The organism is Halobacterium sp. NMX12-1, from assembly GCF_040435975.1.
Taxonomy (GTDB): Archaea; Halobacteriota; Halobacteria; order Halobacteriales; family Halobacteriaceae; genus Halobacterium; species Halobacterium hubeiense.
The window spans coordinates 1,492,822-1,519,122 of record NZ_CP159204.1; the positions used below are offsets into that span (position 1 = coordinate 1,492,822).

Here is a 26,301-nt window from a genome sequence, read left to right on the forward strand (position 1 = left end):
CGCGATGAGTAGTTTTTACAGCTAGCGCGCCGTCGTCGGAGTGATGGCTACGGAGGCTACCGTCACCGTTCCGTCCGACCAGTTCCCCCTCGGCACTGTGTTCGCGCAATTCCCGGACGTGACGGTCGAACTGGAGCGATTGATTCCGTCACAGGACGTCGTCATCCCCTACTTCTGGGTTCGCGGCACGGAAATCGAGGACGTCGAGGCCGCGTTCTCCGAACACCCGGGGGTGAACCGCATCCAACTCGTCGACTCCGTCGAGGACGAGTACCTCCTGCGCGTGGAGTGGTCGCTCGAGTACGACGACTTGCTGAGCGTGCTGACGGAGACCGGCATCCCGCTCATCAACGCGACCGGCACGAACCGACAGTGGACGTTCGACATCCGGGGGGACACGCGAAGCGACATCGCCGCCTTCCACGCTCGCTGTCGAAAGCTGGGAATCCCGATTACGCTGACGGCCCTGCACGAACTGACGCCCGTGGAGGCGGACGCGGCGGCCGCGCTCACGGACAAACAGGAGGAAGCGCTGGCGCTCGCCTACGAACGCGGGTACTTCGAGTCCCCCCGGGAGGTGACGATGGGAGAAATCGGCGACGAACTCGGCATCTCCCAGCAGGCCGTCGCCTCCCGCCTCCGGCACGGAATCAAGCACACGCTCGAACAGACGCTCTCGGAGCCCGAGCGGCCGAACCAGTAGTTAGGTAAAAAGCACGTTGTATAGCCAAAATCAACGCTCACCGGACTGGCCGTAGAAGGATACGTACGGGGAGACGGGTGGTCGGGCACTCGTCGCTCTCGATAACCAACCATGGTCGAATGTCAAGAATGCGGCGGAGGTGGCGCGAGGGTCGTGCGAGTGACGTTCACGTCGGGTGAAACCGAGGAGCTGCGGCTTTGCTCGCGTTGTACGGATACATACACGACGGGGGACTTCGTCTCCAGCGTCTCGGCAACTACACCCACTAATGAGTAGCACCGAGCCGAGTCAAGGCGGCGAACCGCAAGCGGTGGCGGAGTGTACGGCCTGTAGTGCGATTTTCCCCGCGCAAGTGACCGGTGACGGCGGCCTCCGACCCATCGGCCTCGAAGACGGAACCTGTACCTGTGGGAACGTGGAGTTCCAGTCGATAATCGAAGCCTAGGCTACCCGTCCGTAGCAGTCGGTTCACCCGCTCGCCGAACGAAGACGTTAGACGACGGTCTTCACGGGGTCGTCGGCCTTCAGCGACGTGACGACGACGCGGGGGACGTCCGCGCGCTCGTGGACGCCCTCCGCGATTTCGGTGGCGGTCTGGACGAGCGCGGCGTCGTCGGCCATGTTCACGAGCGGAATCGGGGTCGCGCCCTCTGGTACGTCTCGCATTCCGCCCTCGGGGTGGGCGAGCACGCGTGCGACGTCCTCGGGACGAATCTCGTCGCCGACCGAGAGGTCCGTGATGGCGGCGACGCGCTCGGGCCGGTGGGCGACGGCCTCCGAGAGCGGTTCGCCGACCGCGCGCACGCTCGCAATCGGCACCACGACGTCCGCGCAGTCCGGAATCTGTGGCTCGTGTTCGCCCGGCGCCTTCAGCCGGCGGGTGCGCGCACCGTCGGCTTTCACGAGGACGGCGCTCGGGGCGGCGTCGGCGACGCCCGCGATTCGCTCGCGCTCGTAGCCGCGGTAGCGGTCCTCGCGCTCCTGCTCGGGCACCACGCCCATCGGCCACTCGGCGTTCTCGCGGACGGCCGCGGACGGGTCGTCCGTGACGACGACCCGGGCGACGTGCTCGTCGAAAATCGGGATGCGGACCGTCGCCGTCACGACGGCGCGCTCGATTCGGTCGGCGAGCGCGTACAAAAGCGACTTCTTCCCGCCCGCACCGACCGCGCAGACGACTCCCTCGGCGTCGACGGCGTCTTCGAGCTCCATTCAGTTGGCCAACAGGAGGTGGTCGTCGTCGAGTTCCGCCACCGCGTCACGGACGTAGCGGTTCTCCCACTTGCGGCGCGCGCGCAGCTCGCGGTCGCCGCGCGGCGTGACCCCGTACTCGTTGGTTCGCTCGTCTCGTTGCCCCTTCTCGATGAGGCCCTTCTCGACGAGCGTGTCGAGGTTCGGGTAGAGCCGCCCGTGGTTGATGTCCGACTCGTAGTACTGTTCGAGCTCCTCCTTGATGTCGAGCCCGTTGGGCTCCTCGAGGCCCGCCGTCACGACGAGGAGGTCGCGCTGGAAGCCGGTGAGGTCGTCCATAGGTCTGGTTGCAGGGAGGTCCGGTATCGTATTAAGTTCGGTGGCCACGCGGCCGTCAGAAACCGGCACGAGTCGCCGACTCAGGCCTCGACGCGCGGCGGCGTGAGGAGGTCCGAGTCCGCGAGCGCGGCGCACGCGCCGACGATGGTGAGCACGCGTTCCTCCGTGAAGAACTCCGGCTCGTGGGCTTCCGCGTCGATGATGCCCACCACGTCGTCGCCCGCGAGGATGGGACAGCAGAACTCGCTCTGGACGCTGTCGTCGCACTCGTAGTAGGGGCCGTCGTAGTCTGCGACGTCCTCGACGAGCACGGCGTCGCCCGTGAGCCCGACCGTGGAGTTGTTCGAGCGCTCGGCGAACGACTCGGTGAGCGGGAACTCCGCGCGGGAGTGCTCGCCGACGTACGCCTCCTTGACGAGAACCTCCTCGCCGTCGGGGTTGGTGGCGCGGCGGTAGACGCCGAGCCAGTCGGGGTTGGTCTCCTCGGCGAGCCGCCGCACCGTCTCGTCGAGCGCGACCAGCCGCGCGGTGTTGGGGTGGTCGCGGAGGCGCTCGGGCTCGTACTCCAGCCCGCAGATGGGCGCGAGGTTGTACGGCTCCTCCGCGAGGCCGACGCCACACGAACCGTCCGGCCCGAGTTCGGGCACGGGGTAGACGTAGCAGTCCTCGACGGTGTCGGCGTCGACGGTCGCGTGCGGCGGGCGGGCGACGAGCGCGGCGCCGCGCTCGGCGGCGTTCGTCGCGCGGTCGGCGTACTCCGGGAGGTCCACGGCCCGGAGGTAGGACTCGTGGTTCATACTGTGTCGTTCGTCGCGCGGACGTATATGAGCGTTCACTCTGGCAAGGCGCCGGCGTCGAGCGCGCGCTGGCCGCGCTCGGTGATGCGGTAGACGACCTCCCCGGTGACCGGCTCGACGAGGTCGCGCTCGGCGAGCACCTCGAAGCGGGCTTCGACGTGCGGGGCGTGCATCCCGATGCGGTTCGCGACGATGGCGGGGTACTCGGCGCTGTGGCCCGCGAGGAACGTCAGGATGGCGACGTCCGCTGGGCGGCTCCACGCTGGTCGGCCCGGCGCTGCCTCGTGCATACCTCAGTGTGGGTCGTGCTACCACATAACACTATCGTCGAACGGGACTCCGCTCACGTCGTGACGACGGTGACCGCGCCGTCGAACTCCAGGATGATGCGCTGGGTGACGTCCCCGAAGATGGCCTTCCCGGCGGGCGAGCGCTTGCGGCCCGCGAGGAAGATGTGGTCGGCGTCGCGCTCCTCGGCCAGCGCCAGCACCTCGTCGCCCTTCTCGCCGAGCCGGCCGACCGGCTCGTACGCCACGTCCACGTCCTCGAGGACGTCCCGCCCGACGTCGTTCGCGAACTTCTCGGCGCCGTCGAGCGCGTCGTCGACGGTGTAGTTCACGTCGAGGCTCGGGACGCTCATCATCGACTCCCGGCGCTCGGCGTACTCCGAGTCGGTGGTCACGTGCACCAACAGCAGCTCCGCGTCGACCCCGGCGGCGAGTTCGCCGGCTTCTTCGACGAGGGCTTTCGCGGAGTCGGAGGCTTCGACGACGGCGATTGCTCGGTCCATGTTCCACCGCCGTCGGCGACTCATCTTAAATGCCGGGGGCGGGCCCGCGGTTGGCACGTGGCAGCCGAACGCATTTGTACGAGGGGAGGGACCGTCGATGTATGAGCCTCCGCGAGGTGCTGGAGACGGTCCGGGGGCGCGAGAAGACGCTCACGGTGTACACGGAGCCGGGGACCCGTGTCGTCCCCGAACTCCGGGAGTACTTCGCGTCCCAGAACGTCGCCATCGAGGAAGCCGACGCCGGCAGCGACCCCGAGCACGCGGTGCTGTCCGACGACGGCGAGTTCCTCACCGCGGTCGGCATCGACGCGCTCCGCTCGCTGACCGACGGCAGCCTCCGGTCCGTCGGCGAGAGCGCGGCGTACGGCCGCCTGCTCTCGCATCTCGACCGCACCACGTTCACGTCGTACAACCACCGGCAGATGCTGCAGGCGTCCCGCGAAATCGAGGATCGCGCGTGGCGCACCGGCGAGGGGCGGCTGTACGCGGGCTTCCAGCGGCTGTCGAACTTCGCGGCGGAACGCCCGACCTACGAGCGCCTCGCCGGCACGGGCCTCGACGTGCACGTCTACGGACTGCCGGACGCCACCACCGGCGTCCCCGACGGCGTGACCTTCCACGGCAGCGCGATTCCGGACGTCGCGTCGCTGTGGTTCGTGGTCTTCGACGGCGGCGACGACCCGCGGCAGGCGTGCGCGCTGCTCGCCGAGGAGCGCGAGAACGGCTTCTACGGCTTCTGGACGTACGACACCGAACTCGTGGACGACGCGCTGGACGCGCTCGGCGCCGCCCAGCGGTCGGCCTGACCGGAGGGTAACGCTTTCCCAGTGGCGTGCGAACCCCCGCTCATGCGAGTGTTCGACGTCGCACGACTCGTCGACGGACGCAGCGACGACGCCGTCGAGGACGCCCGGCTCGTCGTCGACGACGACGGCACCGTCGCCGCGGTCGGTCCGCGCGAGTCCGTGGACGCACCGCCCGATACCGACCACGTCGAGTTCCCGGACCGCACCGTCGTCCCCGGGTTCGTGGACGCGCACGTCCACCTGCAGGGCGCGCGCTCGATGGACGTCGCCGACTGGACGACCACCCCGGACTCGCTGGCGGCCGCGCGCGCCACCGAGGACCTTCGCTCGCTGGCCCGCGCAGGGTTCACGAGCGTCCGCGACCTCGGCAGCACCGTCGGCGTCGGTCTCCGCGAGGCGGTCGCGGCCGACGAGATTTCGGGGCCGCGCGTGTTCACGAGCGGGCGCGCCATCTCACAGACCGGCGGCCACGGCGACATCCACGGCCTCCCCCACGAGTGGGTCGCGGACGGCACGCCGCTGTCCACGCTCGCGGACGGCGCCGACGAGTGCCGCCGGGAAGCCCGCAAGCGCGTCCGGGACGGCGTCGATTGCCTGAAAATCATGACAACGGGCGGCGTGTTGAGCGAGCGCGACGCGCCCGACCGCCGGCAGTTCACGGACGACGAAATCACCGCGATGACCCGCGAGGCCGACCGCGCCGGCGTCGCCGTCGCCGCCCACGCGCAGGGGAGTGCGGGCATCGAGGCCGCGCTCCGGAACGGCGCGACCACCATCGAACACGGCTTCTATCTGGACGACGACTGCGTCAGCCTCCTGAAGGAGTGCGGCGGGACGTTCGTCCCGACGCTCTCTATCATGCACCGCATCACCGAGCGCGGCGGCGACCACGGCGTCCCCGAGTGGGCGCTGGAGAAAGCCCGCGACGCCCACGACGCCCACGTCGAGGCCGTCGAGCGCGCGCACGAAGCCAACGCCGCCATCGCCGCCGGCACCGACTTCATGGGGCCGGAGCTGGTCCCCCACGGCGAGAACGCCCTCGAGATGGAGCTGCTCGTGGACGAAATCGGGTTCTCGGAGATGGAGGCCCTGCAGGCGGGGACGCGGGTCGCCGCGCGCACGCTCCCGCGGGACGACGTCGGGACGCTGACGGAGGGCGCTCGCGCGGACTTCGCGGTGCTGGAAGACGACCCGCTGGCGGACATCTCGGCGGTGCGGCGCGTCGAGGCGACGTACGTGGACGGCCGGCGGCTGGACGTGTAGCTACTCGTAGCGCCGCGACCGCACCGCGGTCACGAGCGCGACCAGCAAGACGACGAGCGCGTACGCGCCGACGACGGCCTCGGTGGCGTGGTCGAACGTCTCCGCGACGCCGAATGCGAGCGTGACGAGGCCGAACACGGCCAGCGCCAGCCCCAGCAGGCGCGCGAGCGCGGCGGGGTCGCTTGCGGTCTCGGGGTCGTACAGCGGCACGCCGTCCATCGACTCGCGGCGGCGCAGCGCCAGGCCCGCGGCGACGAGCGCGACCCCGAGCGCGCCGTACAGCACGCCGGCGACCAGTCCCATGCGTGGTAGTTCCGGAGTGCGGGCTTAATGCTTTACTGCTGTCGGGCGACCGCACCGCGAACGTTTACCCGGAGGCGGTGGTAGCCGTCCCCATGTGGGACCTCACGCACGAACTCGGCTCCGGACTGCCGTACCCCGGCGACCCGCAGGCCGCGGTGACGCCGCACGCGACGCTCGACGCGGACGGCTACCGGGTCGCCGAAATCGCGTGCTCGACGCACTCCGCGACGCACGTCGACGCGCCCGCCCACCTGCTCGCGGACGGCGCGACCCTCGGCTCGTACGACGTCGAGACGTTCGCGTTCGACGCGCGCGTCGTGGACTGCACGGGGTTCGGCGCGCGCGAGGCGATTCCCGCCGGCCGCGTCCCCGACACCGACGCCGACCTCGTCGTCTTCCACACCGGCTGGAGCGAGCACTGGGGCGAGCGGCGGTACTTCGACCACCCCTACCTGACGGCCGCGGCGGCGGCGCGCTGTGCGGACCGCGGCTGTCACGTCGCCCTCGACGCGCCGAGCGTCGACCCGTCGCCGTCCGAGAACGCCCGCGACGACGAGCCCACCGGGTATCCAGCGCACCACGCGCTGCTCGGGGACGAACGACTCATCGTGGAGAATCTACGGAACCTCGCGGCGCTCCCGCAGCGGTGTACGATTCGCGCCCTCCCGCTGCGCGTGGACGCGGACGGCGCGCCCGTGCGGGCGGTCGCCGACTAGGCCTGCTCGGCGGTGCCGCGGTCCTGCACGAACCCGGACTTGAACGCGATCCAGCCGAGCACGCTGATGAACAGGATGGGCGGGAGGATGACGAACCCCCACAGCGGGTTCAGCCCCCAGATGAGCAGCAGGACGACGTCCGCGATGCCGAGCAGGAGGAACGGGATGATGGCGAGGAGCGCGTACCGGCGGCTCCCGCCGGCGTCGTCGGCGTCGGTCGGTATCGGCGCGTCCATGCCCGAGGGTTCGCGAGCGGCCACCAAAAGCCCACGCTTTGCGCGGCCGCCGACCGCGAGCGCGGATGCTACGCGAACCGACCTATCACACTCCGTAGCCGCGCTCGCGGCCGGGTCGCTGTGAGCGCCGACAACGCCGGCCGTTCGCCCGGCGCAACGCGGCGGTTCGCTCGCCGGTCGCGCTCGCCGGCCGTTCGACTGTAGCTTGTAACGGGTCGCCCGCGCACAACTCGACCCAGTTTTCTTCCGAGCGACGCCCCAGACGCCCGACACGCGATGTCTCGGTACGACTCCGACAACCGCGGCGCCCACGGGACGACGGCCGGCACGGGGACAGAGGGTATCGGGCGGTTCGTCGAACAGAACGCCCTCCCGCTGAAAGTCGCGGCGTTCTACGCCGTCGCACTCGCCGCCGGCCTGCTCGCGCGGCGCGTCGTCAGCGGCCCGAACGTCGAGATACTGCTGTCCATCGCCATCTGGTTCACCGTCATCTTCGCCGCCTGTACCGCGCTGCTGGGCGCCGTCATCAGGCTGTTCAGCGCCGTCCAGCGGCGCCGCCACGACTACGAGTAACCGGCCGGCTTTTAGGCGCGAGCGCCGTGCGTCCGCGTATGCCCGACTACGTCTCCGAGGAGACCGTCGAGACGGTGACCGGGACGGTCGCCCGCGCCGGGGGGACGCGCCGCCACGAACTCCGCCTGCCCGCGGACGCGGCCGACGACTTCCCCGCCGGCGAGGTCGTCCGCGTCGTCATCGACGGCGACGAGTACCACGCGCAACTCCGCCGCCGCGACGACGGCGCGCCCGTGATTCGCGGCGCGTACGACACGCCCTCGCTCGCCCGCGACCCCGAGAGCGCCACCAACCACCTCGCGGCGTGGCTCGACGACGGCCCGCTGGAGGCCGGGCGCTCCGTCCACGTGGACGTCGTCGAACCCGGGTTCAAGTACGGCGTGCGCGTCCCCGGCGAGTCAGCCACGTACGCCGCGACCGAGCCGCCGGACTCCAGCCTCTCCGCGATTGCGGAGTCGCTGGACGAGTAGTCACCGCAGGTCACGGAACACGACCCGGTAGTCCCTCGGGTCGAAGCCGTCCGCGATGGCGTCGGCCCTGTCGCGGAGTTCGCGCACGCGCTCGGGGTCGTGTTCGCCCGCCGCGCGGCGCTCGCTGGCCTCGTGTAGCGCCGTCACCGCGTCCACGTACGCCGACAGCGAGCGCAAGCGCTCGACGACCTCGGTCAGGTCGTCCCCCGAGACCGGCTTCCTGAGGTACGCGTCGTACCCGATGCCGACGACGTCCTCGTCGGGCTCGTTCGCCGTCACCATCGCCACCCGGCAGTCGTACCCCTCCTCGCGAATCGCCGCCAGCACGTCGTCGCCCGACACGCCGGGCATCTCCCGGTCGAGCAACACGACGTCGACGGCCTCGTCGATGGCGGCGAGCGCCGCCTCGCCGCCGTGCGCAGTCCGCACCTCGTACTCGTCGCCGAGTCTGTGTTCGTAGACGTCGAGGTACTCCTGCAAGTCGTCGACGGCGAGCACAGTCGCGTCGTCACGCCCCCGGCTCATAGCTAGTCGTCCTGACACGCAACCCCAGACGCTGTAAGTGTTGTCCTACTCGCCACGACAGCCGGTAATCTCGAAGCGGGCGCCGCGGTCGGCGTCGCCGTCCCGCGGCACGGCGTCGATGGTCCAGCCGTGGGCGGCGGCGATGCTCTCGACGATGGCGAGCCCGAACCCCGTGCCGTCCTCGGCGGACGTGAACCCGCGCTCGAACACCTCGTCGTGGCTGCCGTCCGGGAGCCCCGGGCCGTCGTCGGTGACGGCGAACCCGTCCGCGCACGCGGTGACCGTCACCGCGACGCCGTCGTCGTCGGCGTGCTCCACCGCGTTGCGAAAGAGGTTCTCGAACAGCTCCTGGAGCCGCGACGGGTCCGCGTCCACGACGAGGTCCGTCTCCACTGCGAGCGTCGCGTCCGGTGCGTCCACGCAGTCCCACGCGTCGGTCGCCACCTCCGAGAGCGCGACGGCCTCGGTCTCGTCCACGAGCCGGCCCTGTCGCGCGAGCTCCAGCACGTCCTCGACGAGCGCCTCCATGCGGTCGAGCGCGTCGCTGGCGCGGGCGAGGTGCTCGTCGTCGGCGTCCGCGAGGTCGAGGCTCCCCTGCGCGACGTTGATGGGACTGCGGAGGTCGTGGCTGACGACGCTCGCGAACTCGTCGAGGCGCTCGTTCTGCCGTTCGAGGTCGCGCTCGCGGGCCTTCCGCTCGGTGATGTCCCGAATCGAGGCCAGCACCGCGACGTCGCCCTCGTAGTCGATGCTGGTCGCGCTGAACTCGCAGAAGCGCACGTCGCCGTCGGGCCGGCGGATGCGGCTCTCGAACGTCTGCCGGCGGCCGGATTCCGCCGTCAGCTCCCCGACGACGCGTTCGACTTTCACGCGGTCCTCGGGGTGGAACAGCTCGCGGGCGTCGGCGGCGAGCAGCGCCTCGCGGGAGCGCCCGAACAGCGCGGACGCGCGCTCGTTGACGAACGAGAAGCCGCCGTCGGCGTACGTGACGACGGCGTCGTGGCTCTGCTCGACGAGCGTCCGGTACTTCTGCTCGCTCTCCCGGAGCGCGTCCGCCGAGCGCAGCCGGCGCAGCGTCGCGGAGACGTGCGCCATCAACAGCTCGACGAGTTCGACGTCCGACTGGGAGAACGCGGCGTGCTCCCGGGAGCCGGCCTGAAACACGCCGATGTCGTCGATGGGCACGCTCAGGACGGACGTGTAGTCGGGGTTGGCGGGCTCGGCGTCCTCGTGGGCGGCGACGTCGTCGACGACGATAGAGGAGTTCTCCTGGTAGGTGCGGCCGGCGATGCCGCTGTCGGCGGGGAGCCGGTGGGAGTCCCCGGACTCCAGCCCGGTCGAGGTGGCCTTCGGGACGAGGTAGTCGTCCTCGACGACGTCGATGCCGCAGATGTCGAACTCGAGGATGTTCTCGGCGGCGTCGATGGCGAGGTGGTAGATGCTGGTGGCGTCCTCGCAGCCGACCATCGCGGCGGCGATGCTGTGGAGCTTCTCGAACTGGCGGCGCTCGGTGCGCAGCGAGTCCCGCAGGCGGTCGCGCTCGCGGACAGCGTGCAGCCGCGTGACGCCCTGTCCGACGACGCGGCCGATGGCGGCGAGGCGTTCTCGTTCGGCGTCGGCGTCCTCGCGCTCGTCCGGGCCGAACGCGAGCGTCCCGTAGTAGTCGTCGGCGTCCACGACGGGGACCGCGGCGGCGAACGTGTCGTCGTACGGGACCCACGTCACGGCGCGCTCTGCGACGCCCGGCGCGGGCGCGTCGTCGGCGAGCGGCTCGGGCGTGCCGTGCGCGTCGTCGGACCCGGACGGCGTCGGCCCGCTCGCCGCATTCCCGAGAGTCGGCGTGACCGTCTGCGGGTCGGGCGATTCGATGTCGGGCTTGCTCGCCGTCGCCGGCTCGCGCTCGGTGTCACAGAAGCAGGCGAAGTCGTAGCCCGCGTCCACGACGGCCTCGCAGACGCCGGTTCGGAGGTCGGGGACCGCGTCGGCTCGCTGGACGGCTCGCGTCACCGCGCCGACGAGGGGGCGGTCCGGCGCCATCTGGTCAGTCGCTGCCCGCGTTCTGGTCGGGGACGTCGCGGAACGCGACGCGGAAGTCGTCGAACCCGAAGCCGTCCACCGTGTCGTCGATGCGGCCCCGGAGCTCCTGGATGCGGGCGACGACCTCCTGGTAGGAGTCGTCGAGTTCGAGGTCGCCGTCTTCGGCCTCGGACTCCAGCAGCGCGCGCTTCGACGCGAGCGCGTACAGCTCCTGGAGGCGGTCGTCGTACGCGGAGCGGTCGAGCAAGGTCTCGACGACGTCGTGGAGGTCCTCGCGGTCGACGGGCTTGAGGAGGTACTCGTCGAAGCCGAGTTCGACGACGTCCGCGTCCGGGCGGACGCCCGTGACCATCGCGACGCGGCAGTCGTACTCCGCGCGGCGGATGCGGTCGAGGACGTCCTCGCCGGAGAGGCCGGGCATCCGTCGGTCGAGCAGGACCACGTCCACGTCGTCGTCGAGCCGGCCGAGGGCGCCTTCGCCGGTGGTCGCGGTCTCGACGGCGTACCGCTCGGAGAGCCACTCGGCGTACACGTCAGTGAGCGCTTCGTCGTCGTCGACCACGAGTACGCGTGCCCCTTGCTCTGTCATGCGTGGGTGTCGGTCTGTCCTGTATCGAGAGTGACCTGAGTTAAAGGTTTCTCAAGCTACGGGTCCCGCTGGAAACGCCCCGACGGCGCCGGTCGTGGTACCGACTACCACCGTAACAGTTTTGTGTCTTCTCCTTACCCTCCGGTTACCGCGCCCGAATCATTAGGGCAGCCCAAAAGTCGGCTATTCTCGCTTCTTCTGCGCTCTACCCGCTCTTACGGGTGTGTCAAAGGTGCGCAAAACCACGAAAGGTTTAAGTACTTATCGCTCCTACGAATGAGTACGACAAGTCGGGGGGCGACCGGCGCCCTCCACCCGGCGCTTCAACCATCATGAGTGACACCACAATCCGCACGTACTCCAGTGACCGACAGCAGAACGAGAACGAATCCGAGTCCGAGGTAGAGTCCGCCGACGAGACCGTCACCTGCCCCGAGTGTGGCGGCCGCGTCGTCAACGACGAGGAACACGGCGAGTCCGTCTGTGCCGACTGCGGCCTTGTCATCGAGGAGGACAGCATCGACCGCGGCCCCGAGTGGCGCGCGTTCAACTCCAACGAGAAAGACCAGAAGTCCCGCGTCGGCGCCCCCACCACGAACATGATGCACGACAAGGGGCTGTCGACCAACATCGGCTGGCAGGACAAGGACGCCTACGGTAACTCCCTGTCCAGCAATCAGCGACAGAAGATGCAGCGCCTCCGCAAGTGGAACGAGCGCTTCCGCACCCGCAACAGCAAGGAGCGCAACCTCAAGCAGGCGCTGGGCGAAATCGAGCGGATGGCCTCCGCGCTCGGCCTCCCGAAGGAGGTCCGCGAGACGGCGTCGGTCATCTACCGCCGCGCGCTCAGCGAGGATCTGCTGCCCGGCCGCTCCATCGAAGGCGTCGCCACCAGCGCGCTGTACGCGGCCGCACGGCAGATGCAGACGCCGCGCTCCATCGACGAGGTGGCGAACGTCAGCCGCATCGACGCGATGGAGTTCAAGCGGACGTACCGCTACATCGTCCGCGAGCTCGGCCTCGAAGTCGCGCCCGCCGACCCCGCCAGCTACGTCCCGCGGTTCGCCTCCGAGCTGGACCTCCCGGACGAGGTCGAGCGCCGCGCCCGCGAGCTGCTGGACAACGCCAAGGAGGACGGCGTCACCAGCGGGAAGTCGCCGGTCGGCCTCGCGGCCGCCGCGATTTACGCCTCCAGCCTGCTCACCAACCACAAGGTGACCCAGAGCGAGGTCAGCGACGTCACGGACGTCAGCGAGGTCACCATCCGGAACCGCTACCAGGAGCTGCTGGAAGCCACGGAAGTCGCCGCGTAACGCGGCCGACTGCGGTCACTGGTGGTGGTCCCGACGACGTTTTTCGCGCTTTTCACGCCGCGTAGCCGACGGCTCAGCCCTCGTACGCTCGCTCGCCGGCTCGAACTTCGGCGTCGAGGCGGTTGTCCGCGGGCGGGAGCGCACACGCGAACTGGTCGGCGTACGCGCAGAAGGGGTTGTACGCGAGGTTGAAGTCCACGACGACGTCGTCGCCCTGTTCGGCGTCCGCGGCGTCGACGTCGAGGTAGCGGCCGCGGTGGTACGTCTCCGCGCCGTTCGTCTCGTCGGCGAACGGCACGAACAGCGAGTCCTCGCCCTCGACGCGGTACGCTTCGAGGGTGCGGTGCTCGCCGTCGAGCGTGAACCCGAGCACGCCGACGCGCTGGTACTCCGCGGGCGGGCCCTGTGTCGTCTCCAGCGAGACCTGCTCGGTGCTCTGCGCGCGGCCGAAGCGCGCGACCACCCGGAAGTCGGGGTCGGGCTCGAAGTACGCCAGCCCGTCGAAGTCCTCGCGGTCGCCGACCGGAATCGGGGACTGGGGGTGCTCCGCGAAGAACTCGTCTTTCTCGGCGCGGTGCTCGCGGACGCGCTCGCGCCACGCCGCCTCGTCGAACGCCGGCTCGTCGGCCGTCATGTCCGGTCGTGGGGCCGGGAGCGTGGTAACTGTGGCGACTCCGCGAGGTGACGAATCCCTTTTCACCTCCGAACGCCTCGTACCGGTATGAACATTCTCGACGGGGGCGAGGGCGGCGGCCAGTTGGTCCGCACCGCCCTCGCGCTGTCCGCGGTCACAGGCGAACCGTTCCGGATGCGACACGTCCGGCGCGCTCGCGCGAACCCGGGCTTGCAGGCCCAGCACTGCGCGGCAATCGAAGCAGTCGCGGCCGTCTGCAACGCCGAGACGGGCGGCGTCGAAGTCGGCTCGGAGTCGTTCACGTTCGAGCCCAACGAGGACATCGACGAGGACGCCGACCCGGCGGACCAGGGGGTTCTCGGCGGCAGCGTCTCCGTGGAAGTCGGCACCGCGGGCAGCGTCCCGCTGGTGTTCGACGCCTTGCTCCCGGTCGCGGTCGCGCTCGACGAGTCGTTCACCGCGCGACTGGAGGGCGGCACGGACGCGAAGTGGGCGCCGCCGTTCGACTACTTCCGGCGCGTCAAGCTCCCCGTCCTGCAGGAACACGGCCTCGACGCCGACGTCACGCTGAACCGCCGCGGCTTCTACCCGCGCGGCGGCGGGAAGGCGACGCTGACCGTCGAGCCGTCCACGCTGGACGCCTTCGACGTCACCGAGCGCGGCGAGCGCGAGTCGCTGACCGCGTACTCCGTCGCGGAGGAATCGGAGGGCGAGGACGACGTGGCGGAGCGGCAGGCCGAGCCCGCGCCCGACGCGGCCGACGTCGAGACCGAGTACGTCGAGGCGGACTGCTCGGGGTCGGCGCTCGTGCTCGCCGCCGAGTACGAGCACTCGACGGCGGGCTTCGCGGAGCTCGGCGAGATGGGGGTCGAGCCCGAGACGGTCGGCGAGAACGCCGTCGAGCGCTTCGAGGCCTTCGAGGACGGCGACGCCGCCGTCGACGAGTACCTCGCCGACCAGCTGCTGCCGTTCGTCGCGCTCGCGGGCGGCGAAGTCCGCGCGTCCGAGGTCACCTCGCACGTCGAGACGTGCATTGATCTCCTCTCGGAGTTCGGCTACGACGTGACCGTCGAGGAGGACGGCGACACCGTTTTGCTGTCGGCCTAACCGCGGCTCCTTTCTACAGAACGAGCGTCGCGAGCCCGGCAGTCGCGGCGCTGATGGCGAGCCAGCCGGCGAAGTTCCACCACGGCACCCCGCGGACGCGCGGCCCCGGTACGTCGTCGGTGTACGTCCAGCGGCCGTCTGCGACGCCGCGGTGATCCACGAGCGCGTCGTAGCCGGTCGCGAGCGCGGCCACGAGCGCGACCGCCGGCCAGTCGTCTGTGACGAGCAGGGCGGCGCGGAACGCGACGTAGACCGCGCCCGTCCACCCGAACAGCACGTAGACCGGGACGCCGACGACGTTCGGGCCGACGTGGTGCTCCAGCCACCCCAGATTGACGACGACGGCTTCGGCGACGAACGCGATAGCGGCGCCGCCAGCGAAGAACACGAGGACGGCCGCGGGCGGCCACGTCAGCGCGGCGTGCCCGAGCGCGACGAGGCCGACGGCGGCGACGCTGGCGGCGAACGCGCGATTGCTCGGCATACCGGGAATCGGGGAGCGGCCGGGAAAAAGCTAGTCGGTGAGGCCGTAGCCGCGCCGGAACAGCCAGACGTCGACGGCGAGCACGGCGACGGTGAGCGCGGACAGCACGACGAGCGCGGTGTCGGGCTCGATGTCGGAGACGCCGATGATGCCGTAGCGCACGCCGTTGACCATGTAGACCATCGGGTTCAGGTAGCTGGCGGTGCGCGCGAGCCCGTCGAGGGCGTCGAGACTGTAGAAGACGCCGCCGAAGAACACCAGCGGCCGGAGGATGAACTGGTTCAGGACCGTGAGGTGGTCGAAGTCCTCCGCGACGAGCCCGCCGATGACGCCGAACGCCGCGAACAGCGTCGTGATGACACCGAGGAACGCCACCGCGTAGAACGGGTGGGCGAGCGTCCGCACGGGCGTGAACAGCGCGCCGATGACGGCGATGAGGATGCCGATGAGCACGCCCCGGAGCGCCGAGGACACGACGTACGCGACGACCATCTCCCAGTACGCCATCGGGCTGGTGAGCGCTTCGTGGATGTACTCGTTCCAGCGCCCGTGGAAGATGGAGAAGGAAGCGTTCTCGAAGGCGTTCGACACCGCGCCCAGCACGGCGAGCCCGGGGAGGATGAACTGGATGTAGGGGACGCCGCCGATGTCGCTGATGCGCGCGCCGAGGATGACGCCGAACACGCTGAAGTAGAGGACGTTCGTGATGAGTGGCGGCAGGAACGTGTTGTACGGCCGCCGGACGAACCGCAGAATCTCGCGGCGCGTCAGCGCCTTCAGGCCCGTCGAGAGGCTCACGGCGACACCTCCTGTGTCTCGCCATCCCGCTCGCCGTCGTCGTGGGTGCCACTACTGCCGTCGGTGGCGTCACCGCCGGTGCGCGTGATGTCCACGAAGACGTCTTCGAGGCTGGTGCGCGCGACGTCGACGTCGACGACGCGGTGGCCCGCGGCCTCCAGTTGTCGGACCGCGACCGGGACGACTTCGCTGCCGCTGCTCGCGCGCAGCGTGACGGTCCGGCCGTCCACGGCCACGCTGTCCACGCGGTCGTCGTCGATTGCGGGGGCCGCGTCGAGTGCGGCGTCGAGCGTGAGCGTCACCTCGTCGGTGCCGCGCTCGGTGAGCTGGTCGGGCGTCGCGACCGTCACCTTCCGCCCGGAGTCGATGATGGCGACCTCGTCGCAGAGGCGTTCGGCCTCCTCGATGTAGTGGGTGGTGAGGAGGATGGTGGTGCCGTCGTCGTTGAGCCCGCGGATGACCTCCCAGAGGTCGTGGCGCAACTCGACGTCCACCCCGGCGGTGGGTTCGTCGAGGATGAGGAGGTCGGGGTCGGTGACCATCGCTCGCGCGAGCATGAACCGGCGCTTCATCCCGCCGGAGAGCCAGTCGAAGCGCGTCTCGGCCTTCCCGTCGAGCCCGACGGTTTCGAGGGCTTCGGCGGCGCGCTCGGCGGCCTCCTCGTCGGAGACGCCGTGGTAGCCCGCCTTGTGCATCAGCACCTCGCGAATCGGGAAGAAGCGGTCGACGTTGTACTCCTGGGGCGCGAGCCCGATGGCGTCCCGGGCCTCCCGGTAGTCGTCCTCGACGTCGTACCCGAACACTTCGGCGGTGCCACTGGTCTTGCGGACGAGCCCGACGAGCGTGTTGATGAACGTCGTCTTCCCCGCGCCGTTCGGCCCGAGCAGCCCGAAGAAGGAGCCCTCCGGGACCGTGATGGAGAGCCCGTCGAGCGCGCGGACGTCCCCGTACTCCTTGACGAGGTCGTCGGTGCGTATCGCTGGCGGCATTTAAAATACGGGAGGGCGGTGACGCGGTTAAGGCCACGGAAGTCGGCGGCGGGTTCTGCGTCAGCCCGTGTTCTGCATCCCCGCGGCGACGCCCATCACGGACAGCCGGAGCGCGCGCTCCGCGCTGGGGCTGCGGTGTTTACGGTCCAAGAGTTCCACTTGCAGGAAGTTCAGGGGATCGACGTAGGGGTTGCGGCGGTCGAGGCTCTCGCGGAGCCACGCGCGGTCCACGAGGTCGTCGCGGCCGGTCACCGCCAACACCTCGTCGCGGGCCTGCTCGTACTCGGCGTCGATGCGCGGCTGGAAGCGCTCGCGGAGGTCGTCGGGCGCGAGCGCGGCGTACTCGTGGGTGATTTCGGGTTCGCTGCGCGCGAGCGCGAGCGCCGCGTTGTCCAGCGTCGTCCGGAAGAACGGCCACTCCTCGTACATCTCTTCGAGGAGGGCGTCGTCCTCGCAGGCCGCGAGGCCCGCGCCGAGGCCGTACCAGCCCGGAATCACGCACCGCGTCTGCGTCCACGAGAACACCCACGGAATCGCGCGCAGGTCCTCGACGGCGCGCTCGCCCGTCCGGGAGGCGGGCCGCGACCCGAGGTTGAGGTCCTCGACGACGTCGATGGGCGTCACCGCCTCGAAGTACTCCACGAACCCCTCCGAGTCGAGGAGGTCGCGATACGCCTCGCGGGCGGTCTCGGCCATCTCTTCCATCGCCGCGACCCACTCGTCGGGGACGTCCGGGTCGTCCTCGGCGATGGCGGCGTGGCGCGCCCGCACTTGGGCGTTCAGCATCTGTTCGAGCTCGCGCTCGGCGATGCGGGGGTTGCCGTACGTCTCCGCGATGGACTCGCCCTGCTGGGTGAACTTCACGTCGCCGGTGACCGTCTCCTTGGGGAGCGCGAGCAGCGCCTCGTTCATCGGGCCGCCGCCCCGCGAGATGGAGCCGCCGCGGCCGTGGAAGAAGCGCACGTCCACGCCGTGGTCCTCGCAGATGGCGGCGAGGTTGCGCTGCGCGCGGTCCAACTGCCAGTTCGCCGCGAGGAAGCCGTTCTCCTTGTTGGAGTCCGAGTACCCCAGCATAATCTCCTGGGTGCTGTCGCGGGCCTCGACGAGCGCGCCGTACGCCTCGTTCTCGAACAGCGTCCCCAGAATCTCGCGGGCGTTCGACAGCGCCGACCGCGTTTCGAGGAGCGGCACGACGTCGAGGCCGGCGTGGTCGGGCAGCGACAGCACGCCCGCCTGGTCCGCGAGGAAGACGACCTCCAGCACGTGACTCGGCTCCTCGGTCATGCTGATGCAGTACGCGTCGATGGCGTCCGGGCCGTACTCGCGGTGCCAGTCCGCGAGCGCGTCGAAGCGCCCGAGCACGCGCGCCGTCTCGTCGTCCACGCCCTCGGTGTCTTCGAGGTCCACCACGGGGTCGTCCTGCAGGACGGCTTCCGTGAGGAACTCCACGCGCTCGTCCTCGCTCATCCCCGCGTAGTCGATGCCCTCGCGGGCGAGCGCCTCGCCGACCGCGTGCGTGTGCTTCTCGCGGTGGTCGCGGAGGTCCAGCGCCGCGAGGTGGAAGCCGAACGTCTTCACGCGCCGCAGGAACGGCGCGACGTGCTCGTCGGCGACCTTCCCCAGCCCCGCCTCCCGCAGGCCGTCCTCCAGCGCGCGCACGTCGTCCAGCAGGCTCTCGGCGTCCGCGTAGCCGCCCGGCTGCACGTCGGTCACGCGGTCCACGCGCTCCCGGACGACGGCGACGACCTGCCGGAACAGCTCGTCGGGGTAGCGCTCGGCGACCTGTTCGACCACCCGGGGAACCTCGTCGCTGGCGTCGTCGAGGAGGTCCGCGGCCGCTCCGCTGTCCACGCGCGTCCCGTCCATCGAGAGCGCGCCGAGCAGGTCGTCGAGGTCGTCGAGGTAGCGCTCGGTGACGAGGCGGCGCTGGCGGTCCAGCACGCGCTCGGTCGTCTCGGTGGTGACGTAGGGGTTGCCGTCGCGGTCCGAGCCCGCCCACGACCGGAACGCCAGCACCTCCGGGACCTCGGGCGGGTCGTCGTAGCGCGCGGCGAGCGCGTCGTCGAGGTCCGCGTACACGTCCGGTACCACGTCGTAGACCGCGTTCGCGAGGTAGAACTGGACGTCCCGGGCCTCGTCGAACGGCGTCGGCTGGCGCTCGCGCACGCGCCGGGTCGTCCACAGCGACTCGACGTTCGCCTCGACGCGACGCCACGTCCGCTCGCGCTCGCGGGGCGTGAGCCGGTGTTCGTCGAGCTCTTCGAGGAGTTCGCGGATGCGCTTGAGGTGGGCCTTGACGGTCTTCCGCCGCGCTTCGGTCGGGTGCGCGGTGAACGTCGGGACGACGTGGACGTCGTCGAGAATCTCGCCGACCTCGTCGGCGCTGGCGCCCGCGTCCGCGAGCACGTCCACCGCGCCGCGCACGCTGTCCGCGAGCGTGCCTTCGGCCTCGCTGCGGCGGAGTTCGCGGACGCGCTCGCGCTCCTCCGCGAGGTTCACGAGCTCGAAGTAGCCCGCGAACGCTCGCGCGAGGTCCTCGTAGCCGTCCACGTCGGCGTCGGCGACGACCGCGCGGAGGGCGTCGCGGTCGTCGCTGTCGCCGCGTCGGTAGTCGATGGCGGCGGTGCGGGCGGCCTCCACCGCGTCGTAGGCCGCCGGCGACTCGTGGGCGCGCATCGCGTCGCCGAGCGTGGCGCCGAGTTCACGGACGTCCTCGCGGACGCTTCGGCTGTGCAAATCCATACCACGCAGGTGGTCGTCCGGGGTTTTCAAAACCCGGGTACCCACGCCATATTGCCACTCGATTGCGAGTAAAGAATTAGTCGGGGCTCGCCCACGGCGCGGGCGACGGGGACGACTCGGGCGCCACGGAGACGTTCGTCTGGTAGGTCACGCGGTCGTCCCGCACGGTGACGTCCACGGTCGCGCCGTAGAGCGCCGGCACCGCCGTCGGCGACCCGCTCCCGCGGCTCGCGTACGTCCCGCTCGGTACGTCGGCCTCCGCATCTTGGACGTCCACGACGAACCCGTACTGGCCGCTCGCGTTCCCGCCGTTCTCGACGCTGACGTCGTAGGGCGCGCTGACGTTCTCGGCGAACGTCCAGTTCGCGACCCGCGTCCCATTCACCGTCCCCTCGGTGACGTCGAGCGCGACGGTCTCGGCGGCCCGCGTGTGCGTCGCCACCAGCGAGCCGTTCCGGAACGCGGAGACGTTCGTCGCCGAGCTTTCGTCGATAACCGCGACGCGCCACGACGCGCTCCCGTCGGAGACCTCGAAAGCCAGCGGGTCGCCGCCGGCGGGCGTGACGACCGCCTCGAAGCGCCGCGTCTCGTTCACGTCCACGGCCGCCGTCCAATCGTCGGCGCCGCTGTCGTTCGAGAAGTTCCGCGCCGTCGGCTGGGCGATGCGCGTCCCGTTCTCGACGCTCTGGACCGAAGCCGCCGTGATGGTGCCGCTGCTGGCGGTCAACAGCGACGCGTTCGCGTCCCACCGCCCGACGCCGGCTTCCAGCGCCGCGCGCACGGTCGTCGCGTTCGCGTCGTCGTACGTGTTCGCCTCCACGAGCAACCCCCCGACTCCGGCCTCGACGGCGCGCTCGTGGCCGACCACGTCGTCGGTCTCGCCGTGGTTCCGGGTCGCGAGGTTCTCCGTGAACACGACCGCGTTCAACACCAGCGCCAGCACCACGAACGCCAGCGCCAGCCCGAGCCCCGCGACGAGCAACAGCTGGCCGCGGTCCCGGTTCATGTCTCGGGGAGAAGCGGCCGGCGCACAAAAGGATTGTCGCGCTACCCCGTGCGCGCGGTGCTGACGAGCGCGACGCCGACGCCCATCACGACGCCGCCGACGGCGAATTCGGGGCCGAGCGCCTCGCCGAGCAGGAGCGCGCCGAGGACGCCGCCGACCAGCGGCTGCGCGAAGAAGCACGCCGCCACCACGGTCGCCGTGGTGCGCTCGACGCCGCGGTACCAGAGGAACCACGCGGCCGCCGTGCTCGCGACCCCGAGGTACGCGACGGCGCCGAGGACGCCCGGCGTGAGGGGGACCGTCGCGCCGGTCACCGCGAGTTCGACGGCGGCGAGCGCGCCGAGCATCGGCACCGCTGCCAGCGAGCTGTACGTCGCCGCGACGAGCGCGCCGTGCGTCCGGACGAGGCGCGCGCCGTCCACGGTGTAGGCGGCCCACGCCGCGCTCGCGACGAACAGCACCGCGACGCCGACGGCGTTCCCGCCGCCGATGGAGAGCCCGTACTGGCCCGCGACCACGAGCGCGGTGCCGACGCCCGCCAGCGCCATCCCGGCCGTCGAGCGCCACGTCAGCCGCTCGTCGAGCATCGTGACGCCGAGCAGCAGCGTGAACACGGGCGTCAGCATCGTCAACAGCGACCCCTGACTGGCGGTGGTGCGGTCGGTGCCGACGAACTGCGTCGCCAGCGTCAGCGCCACCCACGCGCCCAGCCGGAGGAAGCCGCGGCGGTCCCGCGCGGAGAACGACGGCGACCGACCGAGCGCGCGCAAGGCGGCGTACAGCGCGACGGCGCCGACCACGATTCGGAGGAACGCCAGCGTCACCGGCGGCACGGCCGCGAACCCCCACTTGCTGACGACGTACATCCCGCCCCAGAGGCCGGCGGCGGTCAGCGGCGCGGCGGCGTCCCGGAGTCCCATACTCGCCCCGCAGACGCCCGCTCCCTAAGTCCCATCGAACCCCGGGAGGCTTTACCGACACCGGCCGTACCGCCGGCCATGCGAGTCGTCGTGCTGGGCGCGGGGTCGCTGGGGTCGCTACTCGCGGGCGCGCTCGTCGGCTCGGACGCGACGGACGTGACGCTGCTCGGGCGCGAGGGCGAGCACGTCCGTCGCGTCCGAGCCGACGGCCTCCGGTTCACGCACCCGGACGGCCGCGAACAACAGCTTCCGCTGGACGCGGCGACCGACCCGGCGGCCGCCGCGGACGCCGACCTGCTCGTCGTCTGCGTGAAGAGCTACGACACCGGCGACGCGCTCGCCGGCGTCGCCGACCACCTCGACGACGCCGACGTGCTCACCCTCCAGAACGGCCTCGGGAACGCCGAGACCATCGCCGAGTACGTCCCCCGGGAGCGCGTGCTCGCGGGGACGACGACCCACGGCGCGGTCCGCGAAGCCCCCGGCCACGTCCGGCACGCCGGCCGCGGCGACACCACTGTCGGCCGCTACTTCGCCGAGAACGACGCCCGCGTCGAGGCCGCCGCGGACTGCCTGGCTGCGGCGGGCATCGAGACGAGCGTGACCGACGACCCCGAGTCGGCGGTGTGGACGAAGGTGCTCGTGAACGTCGGCATCAACGCGGCGACGGCGCTCGCGCGCGTGCCGAACGGCGCGCTCGTCGAGTCCGAGAGCGGCGAGCGCGTGCTGCGGCGCGCCGTCGAGGAGGCCACCGCAGTCGCGCGCGCCGAGGGCGTCGCGGTCCCGAACGACGCCGTCGAGCGCACCCGGGCGGTCGCCGAGCGCACCGCGACGAACCCCTCGTCGATGCGCCAAGACGTCGAGCGCGGCCGGCGCACGGAAGTCGAGGCGCTGCACGGCGCGGTCGTCCGGCGCGGCGCCACGCACGGCGTCGAGACGCCGGTCAACGAGACGCTCGCGGACCTCGTGCGGCTCGCCGAAGAAAAGTGAACTGCGGGGCGGCTACTCCTCGTTGCGGACGACTTCGTAGGAGAACTGCATCGCGTTCTCCGGCATGACTTTCACCGACCAGTCGCCGGACTCGGGGTCGGGGAGCCGGTACTCGAAGGTTTGGCTCTCGCCGCCGTTGGCGTACGTGCCGTCGGTCGCCGCGCGCTGGCGGGAGCTACCGAGGTCGACGCTCCCGCGGTTGGAGACGCTGACGCGCTCGGCGGCGACCTCCGTGCCGTTCGGCGAGACGAACGTCACGTCGAAGCTCGCGGGCTCGCTGTCCGCGCTCCGGTACCGATTCGCGGACAGGTCCAGCGTCACGTTCTCCGCGTCGTCGCTCACCTCGAACGACGTCTGGAACGGCTCGTCGGGCTGGGTCCACACCTGGAATCGGACGCTGACGCGCTGCCAGTGCGTGGACTGGTCCGAGCGCGCCGGGTCCTTCAACCCGAGGTCGAGTTCGGCGCGGTAGTCGCCGCGGTCGGTGTCGCTGGGCGGCGTCACCGTGACCGAGATGGTCGCGGTCTCGCCGGGCGCAATCTCGTTGGGCGCGCTGATGTCAACCCACGAGCGTTCGAGCGTGTCCCGGTCGTTGTACGGCCGGTACTGGTCCTCGGTGACGAGTTCGGGGCTCACCGGGACCGCCTGGTCGCCGGTGTTCTCCACGACGATCTCGCGGGTGAACGAGTCGCCGGCCTGCACCTGCGAGTGGACGTACGTGTCCGAGACGACGCGGACGTTGGGCTCCTGCCAGACCTCGACGTTCAGGGAGACGCCGTTGACCGGCTGGGCGGGCCGCCCGGGGTAGGAAATCGTCTCGTTCGTGAGCGCGATTGTGCCGCCGTAGCGGTTGAGCTCGGCGCCCTCGGGGACCGAGACGGTGACCTCGAACTGGCGCTCCTCGCCGGCGCCGATTTCGAGGTCCGAGCTCCCGATGGAGACCCACGACTCCTTGACGGGGCGCTCCCCGCGCGGCGGCACGAACAGGTGCGGGGAGATGGTCACGGCCTCGTCCTCGCCGTTCTCGACGGTTATCGTGACCGTGTCGCTCTCGCCGGGCTTGAGCCGGAGGCTGCGGTACTGTTCGTCGACGTACAGCCGCGTATAGTTCGTTGCGCCGTCGGACTGCTGGGCCGCGTCCGCGTCGGTGTCTGCTGCGGGCGCGGTCGAGTCGGCGGCGGGGCTGTTCGGCTGGGCGAACGCCGTCGCGCCCGCTGCCGAGACGACGAGCACGGCAGCGACGGCGACGGCGGTGATAGTTCGCGCGTTCATGTGTAGCTGCCAGTCCCGGCAGCGCTGTCGCTGTGTCGCGGTACCAATCAGGGCTCGCGGGGACCAGCGTGCGTACTGTCGGGAGTTCGACTATTAGTAGTTCGGTTGGGTAAAACGCCCGTAGAACGTGCGACAGGCTCTTGTGCGTGCGACGGTCGTCCGACGTCAGGCCTCGCTCGGACGCGGGCAGTCGTAGGTGTCGCGGACGGTGTCCGCCAGCACCGAGTTCTTGTGGAGGACGAGGTAGACGATGACGAAGTCGTGTTCGAGCGGCCGGAAGACGAACACCTCGTGCTCGCAGTTGTCCTCCTCGTCGAGGCGGTCGATGAGGGGCTCCAGCGGGAGCGCGCCGGTCTGTATCTCCTCGAAGACGTCGCGCTCGCCGGGCTGTTCGGCGAACGCGTACACCGCGCCGTTCGGTTCGCCGTCCGCGCTGAACGTCGGGCGACCCTGCACGCCGGCGCCCTCTTGTCGGGCCTGCTCCATCGTGTCGAGGGCGGCCTCGAACAGCCCCGTGACGGCGTCGGCGTACGTGAACAGCGTGCGCTTGCGGACGTCGAGGGCGGCGAAGCGCGCGTCGCCGTCGTCCCACGCGAGCGTGGCGTCCACGAGGTAGCCCGGGCGGAGCGCGTCCACGTCCTCGGCGAGGTCGTCGTAGCCGGTGGCGGCGACGCGGACCGGCTCGTGGTCGGCCCGGTCGAGCAACAGGAGGTCGTCGGCGCGCTCGGGGGCGGCGCCGAGCACGCGGAACGTGCTCTCCGTCGTAGTCTCCATGCGCCGGGATTGCGCGCGAGAAGGGATAAGGGCGTCCGTCCGCGTCAGTCCGCGGAGACGCGGCCGGCGTCGTCGCCGTCGGCGGCGCGGCGGCGCTCGGTGTCGACGACGCGGAGGTCGCCGTCCAGCGTCACGTCCATCGCTTCGTCGTCCAGCGCGATGGTCACCGTCACACGGGTCGGGTCGGCGTCGTAGGTGGTCGAGGCGTCGGTCACGCACCACGGGAGCGTCCAGTGCTTGCGCGTGTCGAGTTCGACGCCGTGGTCGGCGTGGAACGCCACCACCGCGGAGTTATCAAGGAGGGAGAGGCCGACCGGCGAGGTGATGGTGTGCTGGCACTGCCGGCACGTGTGGTCGACGCGCACGTCCAGCCCCAGCGCGTCCTCGTCGTCGGGGACGACGTTCGTGTCCACGCGGCCACCGCACTCCGGGCAGACGCCGTCGGCGGCCAGACAGTGGAGGTGGCGCACGCGCTGGTCGAACGCCGCCTCGATTTCGGTGGTCGAGCGGTCGCGGAGCCCTCCCGGAGGGAACGCGTACCGCCCGTAGACGCTCTCGCAGCCCGCACACCGGACGGTCAGGCGCTCGTCGGCGTACGCGGCTTCCAGCGAGCCGCCGCAGTCGAAGCACTCGCCGGTCACCGGGAACTCCAGTTCGACGCGCTCCGTGAACGTCCCCGCGAGGATGGCGCGCACGACCTTCTCGCCGGCGTACTGGAACTCGTAGCCGCCCTCGACCTGCCGCACGAAGTGGTCGGTGAGCTTCGAGAGGTGGTAGTTGAACTGCGCGCTGTCCTTCATGCCGACGCGCTTGCGCAGGTCGGAGAACGCGACCGGCTGGTCGGGCGCCAGCCACAGCTCCTGGAGGATGGTGATTCGGGTCTCGTTCCCGAGCAGCGCGAACGCCTCGGCGGGCGGCAGGCTGTCGTCGAGACTGCCGTCCGGGTCGAGGGGCGCGCCGTCGAGGGGCGTGTCGGAGCCGCTCATGCCCACACGTACGCGGACTCCCGGCATAAACGCTGGCAAAGCCGCGACTCAGGCGACTTGGACGGCCAGCGCCGCCGCGGCCGCCGTCGCGAACACGCCGAGGGCGAACAGCCCGACGTTCCAGACGGTGCTGTCGGCGGTCGTCACCCCCAGCGAGTAGCGCTTGCTCGACGCCGGCCACAGCGCGGCGACGCCCATCGGCGTGAGCGCGTCCGCCAGCAGGTGCGCGAGAATCGCGAACGCCGCGGCCCCGCCGGCCCCGACCGCGAGCACGACTGCCTGCGCGGGTGCAACCGCGAGGCCGGCTGCGCTCGCGAGCAGCCACGTCGCGCCGCCGGCGGCGACGCCGACGACGCCCGCGAACAGCAGCGTGTGGGTGACGCCGCGGTGCGAAATCAGCGGGAGGTCGTGGTCCGCGTCCGGCAGCGGCGTCAGCGCGAGCACGACCGCCAGCCCCGCTCCGGCCGCGACGACGCGGTCCAGCGACCCCAGCACGAACAGGACGGGAGCGTACGCGAGCAACGCGACGCCGTAGTGACCACTCCGGTACACAGTGGGTCCTCGGGCCGGAGCAAGTAGAGCGTTCCGAGCGTCAGGGCTGGCGCACGAGCAACACCGCGCCGGCGACGAACGCCAGCACGTACGCGGGGTGGCCCTGCGCGTACGCCACCACTTCCGGGAGCGCCGTGCTCACGTCACCGGTCGCGACCGCCGCGTCCAGCGCGTGGTCGGGCGCCTGCGCCCACAGCCCGAAGTGTGCAATCGCGGCGAGGCCGAACACCACGCCGATGAGCTGGTACGCTCGTCCCGCGAGCGCGTTCCCGAGCGTCTCCGTGATTCCCATGCGTGAGTGGTGGCGCCGCCGGTAGAAAAACCGTGCGCAGTCGCGCGGCTCGCGGCTCGAAGTCTACCGGGTACGCATAGCGGGCGCTACGTCGCGTCGCGTCT

General features: G+C 70.8%; 32 protein-coding genes. 10 read left to right on the plus strand and 22 right to left on the minus strand.

Annotated features, from left to right (window positions below):
• Positions 1 to 43: 43 nt before the first annotated feature.
• A complete protein-coding gene (locus ABSL23_RS09440) occupies positions 44 to 703 on the plus strand; it encodes a helix-turn-helix domain-containing protein (RefSeq protein ID WP_353633538.1) in 660 nt (219 codons plus the stop codon).
• A 268-nt stretch (positions 704 to 971) separates the two neighbouring features.
• Positions 972 to 1,148 (plus strand): hypothetical protein, encoded by a 177-nt coding sequence (locus tag ABSL23_RS09445; protein WP_157533977.1) that lies wholly within the window; start codon positions 972 to 974, stop codon positions 1,146 to 1,148.
• Between the two features lie 47 nt (positions 1,149 to 1,195).
• Here ABSL23_RS09445 and yqeC read toward each other — a convergent pair whose 3' ends face one another.
• The 5 genes from yqeC to ABSL23_RS09470 form a co-directional block, all read right to left on the minus strand.
• Positions 1,196 to 1,915, minus strand: a complete 720-nt coding sequence (gene yqeC, locus ABSL23_RS09450; protein ID WP_353633539.1) for a selenium cofactor biosynthesis protein YqeC — start codon at positions 1,913 to 1,915, stop codon at positions 1,196 to 1,198.
• Complete coding sequence (locus tag ABSL23_RS09455; RefSeq protein WP_059056361.1) at positions 1,916 to 2,233, minus strand: helix-turn-helix transcriptional regulator; 318 nt, start codon at positions 2,231 to 2,233, stop codon at positions 1,916 to 1,918.
• An 80-nt stretch (positions 2,234 to 2,313) separates the two neighbouring features.
• Entirely contained in the window at positions 2,314 to 3,030 is a 717-nt protein-coding gene (locus tag ABSL23_RS09460) for a GAF domain-containing protein (RefSeq protein ID WP_059056362.1), read from the minus strand.
• A 35-nt stretch (positions 3,031 to 3,065) separates the two neighbouring features.
• Positions 3,066 to 3,320 carry a hypothetical protein gene (locus tag ABSL23_RS09465; protein WP_059056363.1) on the minus strand — a complete coding sequence of 85 codons (255 nt, stop codon included), beginning with the start codon at positions 3,318 to 3,320 and terminating at the stop codon, positions 3,066 to 3,068.
• A gap of 53 nt (positions 3,321 to 3,373) precedes the next feature.
• A complete protein-coding gene (locus ABSL23_RS09470) occupies positions 3,374 to 3,820 on the minus strand; it encodes a universal stress protein (protein ID WP_059056364.1) in 447 nt (148 codons plus the stop codon).
• Between the two features lie 101 nt (positions 3,821 to 3,921).
• On the opposite strand from ABSL23_RS09470, the gene ABSL23_RS09475 reads away from it, so the two are divergent.
• Both ABSL23_RS09475 and ABSL23_RS09480 read left to right on the plus strand, forming a co-directional pair.
• Positions 3,922 to 4,626 carry a DICT sensory domain-containing protein gene (locus tag ABSL23_RS09475; RefSeq protein WP_353633540.1) on the plus strand — a complete coding sequence of 235 codons (705 nt, stop codon included), beginning with the start codon at positions 3,922 to 3,924 and terminating at the stop codon, positions 4,624 to 4,626.
• A 42-nt stretch (positions 4,627 to 4,668) separates the two neighbouring features.
• Positions 4,669 to 5,889: an amidohydrolase family protein gene (locus ABSL23_RS09480; RefSeq protein ID WP_353633541.1), complete on the plus strand. Its 1,221-nt coding sequence runs from the start codon at positions 4,669 to 4,671 to the stop codon at positions 5,887 to 5,889.
• On the opposite strand, the gene ABSL23_RS09485 is transcribed toward ABSL23_RS09480, so the two are convergent.
• Entirely contained in the window at positions 5,890 to 6,192 is a 303-nt protein-coding gene (locus tag ABSL23_RS09485; RefSeq protein WP_059056367.1) for a hypothetical protein, read from the minus strand.
• 92 nt (positions 6,193 to 6,284) lie between these two features.
• Between ABSL23_RS09485 and ABSL23_RS09490 the strand changes: the two genes are divergently transcribed.
• Complete coding sequence (locus tag ABSL23_RS09490; protein ID WP_353633542.1) at positions 6,285 to 6,908, plus strand: cyclase family protein; 624 nt, start codon at positions 6,285 to 6,287, stop codon at positions 6,906 to 6,908.
• Here ABSL23_RS09490 and ABSL23_RS09495 read toward each other — a convergent pair.
• Positions 6,905 to 7,144, minus strand: a complete 240-nt coding sequence (locus ABSL23_RS09495) for a hypothetical protein (protein ID WP_059056369.1) — start codon at positions 7,142 to 7,144, stop codon at positions 6,905 to 6,907. The genes ABSL23_RS09490 and ABSL23_RS09495 overlap by 4 nt on opposite strands.
• Positions 7,145 to 7,420: 276 nt before the next feature.
• Between ABSL23_RS09495 and ABSL23_RS09500 the strand changes: the two genes are divergently transcribed.
• On the plus strand, positions 7,421 to 7,717 hold the full coding sequence (locus ABSL23_RS09500; protein WP_353633543.1) for a hypothetical protein: 297 nt from the start codon (positions 7,421 to 7,423) through the stop codon (positions 7,715 to 7,717).
• A 38-nt stretch (positions 7,718 to 7,755) separates the two neighbouring features.
• Positions 7,756 to 8,187, plus strand: coding sequence for a hypothetical protein (locus ABSL23_RS09505; protein WP_353633544.1), 432 nt, complete (start codon positions 7,756 to 7,758; stop codon positions 8,185 to 8,187).
• On the opposite strand, the gene ABSL23_RS09510 is transcribed toward ABSL23_RS09505, so the two are convergent.
• From ABSL23_RS09510 to ABSL23_RS09520, 3 genes are read right to left on the minus strand one after another with little or no spacing between them, the layout of a single operon-like run.
• A complete protein-coding gene (locus tag ABSL23_RS09510; RefSeq protein ID WP_353633545.1) occupies positions 8,188 to 8,712 on the minus strand; it encodes a response regulator in 525 nt (174 codons plus the stop codon).
• A 45-nt stretch (positions 8,713 to 8,757) separates the two neighbouring features.
• On the minus strand, positions 8,758 to 10,749 hold the full coding sequence (locus ABSL23_RS09515) for a PAS domain S-box protein (RefSeq protein ID WP_353633546.1): 1,992 nt from the start codon (positions 10,747 to 10,749) through the stop codon (positions 8,758 to 8,760).
• Between the two features lie 4 nt (positions 10,750 to 10,753).
• On the minus strand, positions 10,754 to 11,338 hold the full coding sequence (locus ABSL23_RS09520; RefSeq protein WP_353633547.1) for a HalX domain-containing protein: 585 nt from the start codon (positions 11,336 to 11,338) through the stop codon (positions 10,754 to 10,756).
• A gap of 332 nt (positions 11,339 to 11,670) precedes the next feature.
• On the opposite strand from ABSL23_RS09520, the gene ABSL23_RS09525 reads away from it, so the two are divergent.
• Positions 11,671 to 12,651 (plus strand): transcription initiation factor IIB, encoded by a 981-nt coding sequence (locus ABSL23_RS09525; RefSeq protein ID WP_353633548.1) that lies wholly within the window; start codon positions 11,671 to 11,673, stop codon positions 12,649 to 12,651.
• A gap of 73 nt (positions 12,652 to 12,724) precedes the next feature.
• Here ABSL23_RS09525 and ABSL23_RS09530 read toward each other — a convergent pair whose 3' ends face one another.
• Complete coding sequence (locus ABSL23_RS09530; RefSeq protein ID WP_353633549.1) at positions 12,725 to 13,285, minus strand: DUF1684 domain-containing protein; 561 nt, start codon at positions 13,283 to 13,285, stop codon at positions 12,725 to 12,727.
• 87 nt (positions 13,286 to 13,372) lie between these two features.
• Here ABSL23_RS09530 and rtcA point away from each other — a divergent pair, with 87 nt between their 5' ends.
• Positions 13,373 to 14,392, plus strand: a complete 1,020-nt coding sequence (rtcA, locus tag ABSL23_RS09535; protein WP_353633550.1) for an RNA 3'-terminal phosphate cyclase — start codon at positions 13,373 to 13,375, stop codon at positions 14,390 to 14,392.
• Between the two features lie 13 nt (positions 14,393 to 14,405).
• Here rtcA and ABSL23_RS09540 read toward each other — a convergent pair whose 3' ends face one another.
• From ABSL23_RS09540 to ABSL23_RS09565, 6 genes are all read right to left on the minus strand, one after another.
• Positions 14,406 to 14,876 (minus strand): carotenoid biosynthesis protein, encoded by a 471-nt coding sequence (locus ABSL23_RS09540; RefSeq protein WP_353633551.1) that lies wholly within the window; start codon positions 14,874 to 14,876, stop codon positions 14,406 to 14,408.
• Between the two features lie 30 nt (positions 14,877 to 14,906).
• The gene (locus ABSL23_RS09545) at positions 14,907 to 15,674 is read right to left on the minus strand and encodes an ABC transporter permease (protein ID WP_059056379.1); all 768 of its coding nucleotides are present in this window, start codon (positions 15,672 to 15,674) and stop codon (positions 14,907 to 14,909) included.
• A complete protein-coding gene (locus ABSL23_RS09550) occupies positions 15,671 to 16,663 on the minus strand; it encodes an ABC transporter ATP-binding protein (RefSeq protein ID WP_353633552.1) in 993 nt (330 codons plus the stop codon). The genes ABSL23_RS09545 and ABSL23_RS09550 overlap by 4 nt, the downstream gene beginning before the upstream one ends.
• 60 nt (positions 16,664 to 16,723) lie before the next feature.
• On the minus strand, positions 16,724 to 19,405 hold the full coding sequence (gene ppc / locus ABSL23_RS09555) for a phosphoenolpyruvate carboxylase (protein ID WP_353633553.1): 2,682 nt from the start codon (positions 19,403 to 19,405) through the stop codon (positions 16,724 to 16,726).
• Positions 19,406 to 19,481: 76 nt separating this feature from the next.
• Positions 19,482 to 20,411: a hypothetical protein gene (locus ABSL23_RS09560; RefSeq protein WP_353633554.1), complete on the minus strand. Its 930-nt coding sequence runs from the start codon at positions 20,409 to 20,411 to the stop codon at positions 19,482 to 19,484.
• Between the two features lie 41 nt (positions 20,412 to 20,452).
• Complete coding sequence (locus tag ABSL23_RS09565; RefSeq protein WP_353633555.1) at positions 20,453 to 21,331, minus strand: DMT family transporter; 879 nt, start codon at positions 21,329 to 21,331, stop codon at positions 20,453 to 20,455.
• Positions 21,332 to 21,409: 78 nt separating this feature from the next.
• On the opposite strand from ABSL23_RS09565, the gene ABSL23_RS09570 reads away from it, so the two are divergent.
• The gene (locus ABSL23_RS09570; protein WP_353633556.1) at positions 21,410 to 22,321 is read left to right on the plus strand and encodes a ketopantoate reductase family protein; all 912 of its coding nucleotides are present in this window, start codon (positions 21,410 to 21,412) and stop codon (positions 22,319 to 22,321) included.
• Between the two features lie 12 nt (positions 22,322 to 22,333).
• Here the strand turns inward: ABSL23_RS09570 and ABSL23_RS09575 are convergent, their stop codons facing one another.
• From ABSL23_RS09575 to ABSL23_RS09595, 5 genes are all read right to left on the minus strand, one after another.
• Complete coding sequence (locus ABSL23_RS09575) at positions 22,334 to 23,593, minus strand: hypothetical protein (protein ID WP_353633557.1); 1,260 nt, start codon at positions 23,591 to 23,593, stop codon at positions 22,334 to 22,336.
• 165 nt (positions 23,594 to 23,758) lie between these two features.
• Entirely contained in the window at positions 23,759 to 24,367 is a 609-nt protein-coding gene (locus ABSL23_RS09580) for a DUF6663 family protein (RefSeq protein ID WP_353633558.1), read from the minus strand.
• Between the two features lie 44 nt (positions 24,368 to 24,411).
• Positions 24,412 to 25,353, minus strand: coding sequence for a helix-turn-helix domain-containing protein (locus ABSL23_RS09585; RefSeq protein WP_353633559.1), 942 nt, complete (start codon positions 25,351 to 25,353; stop codon positions 24,412 to 24,414).
• A gap of 48 nt (positions 25,354 to 25,401) precedes the next feature.
• A complete protein-coding gene (locus ABSL23_RS09590) occupies positions 25,402 to 25,905 on the minus strand; it encodes a metal-dependent hydrolase (protein ID WP_353633560.1) in 504 nt (167 codons plus the stop codon).
• A gap of 40 nt (positions 25,906 to 25,945) precedes the next feature.
• Complete coding sequence (locus tag ABSL23_RS09595) at positions 25,946 to 26,197, minus strand: hypothetical protein (protein ID WP_059056389.1); 252 nt, start codon at positions 26,195 to 26,197, stop codon at positions 25,946 to 25,948.
• Positions 26,198 to 26,301 lie beyond the last annotated feature (104 nt).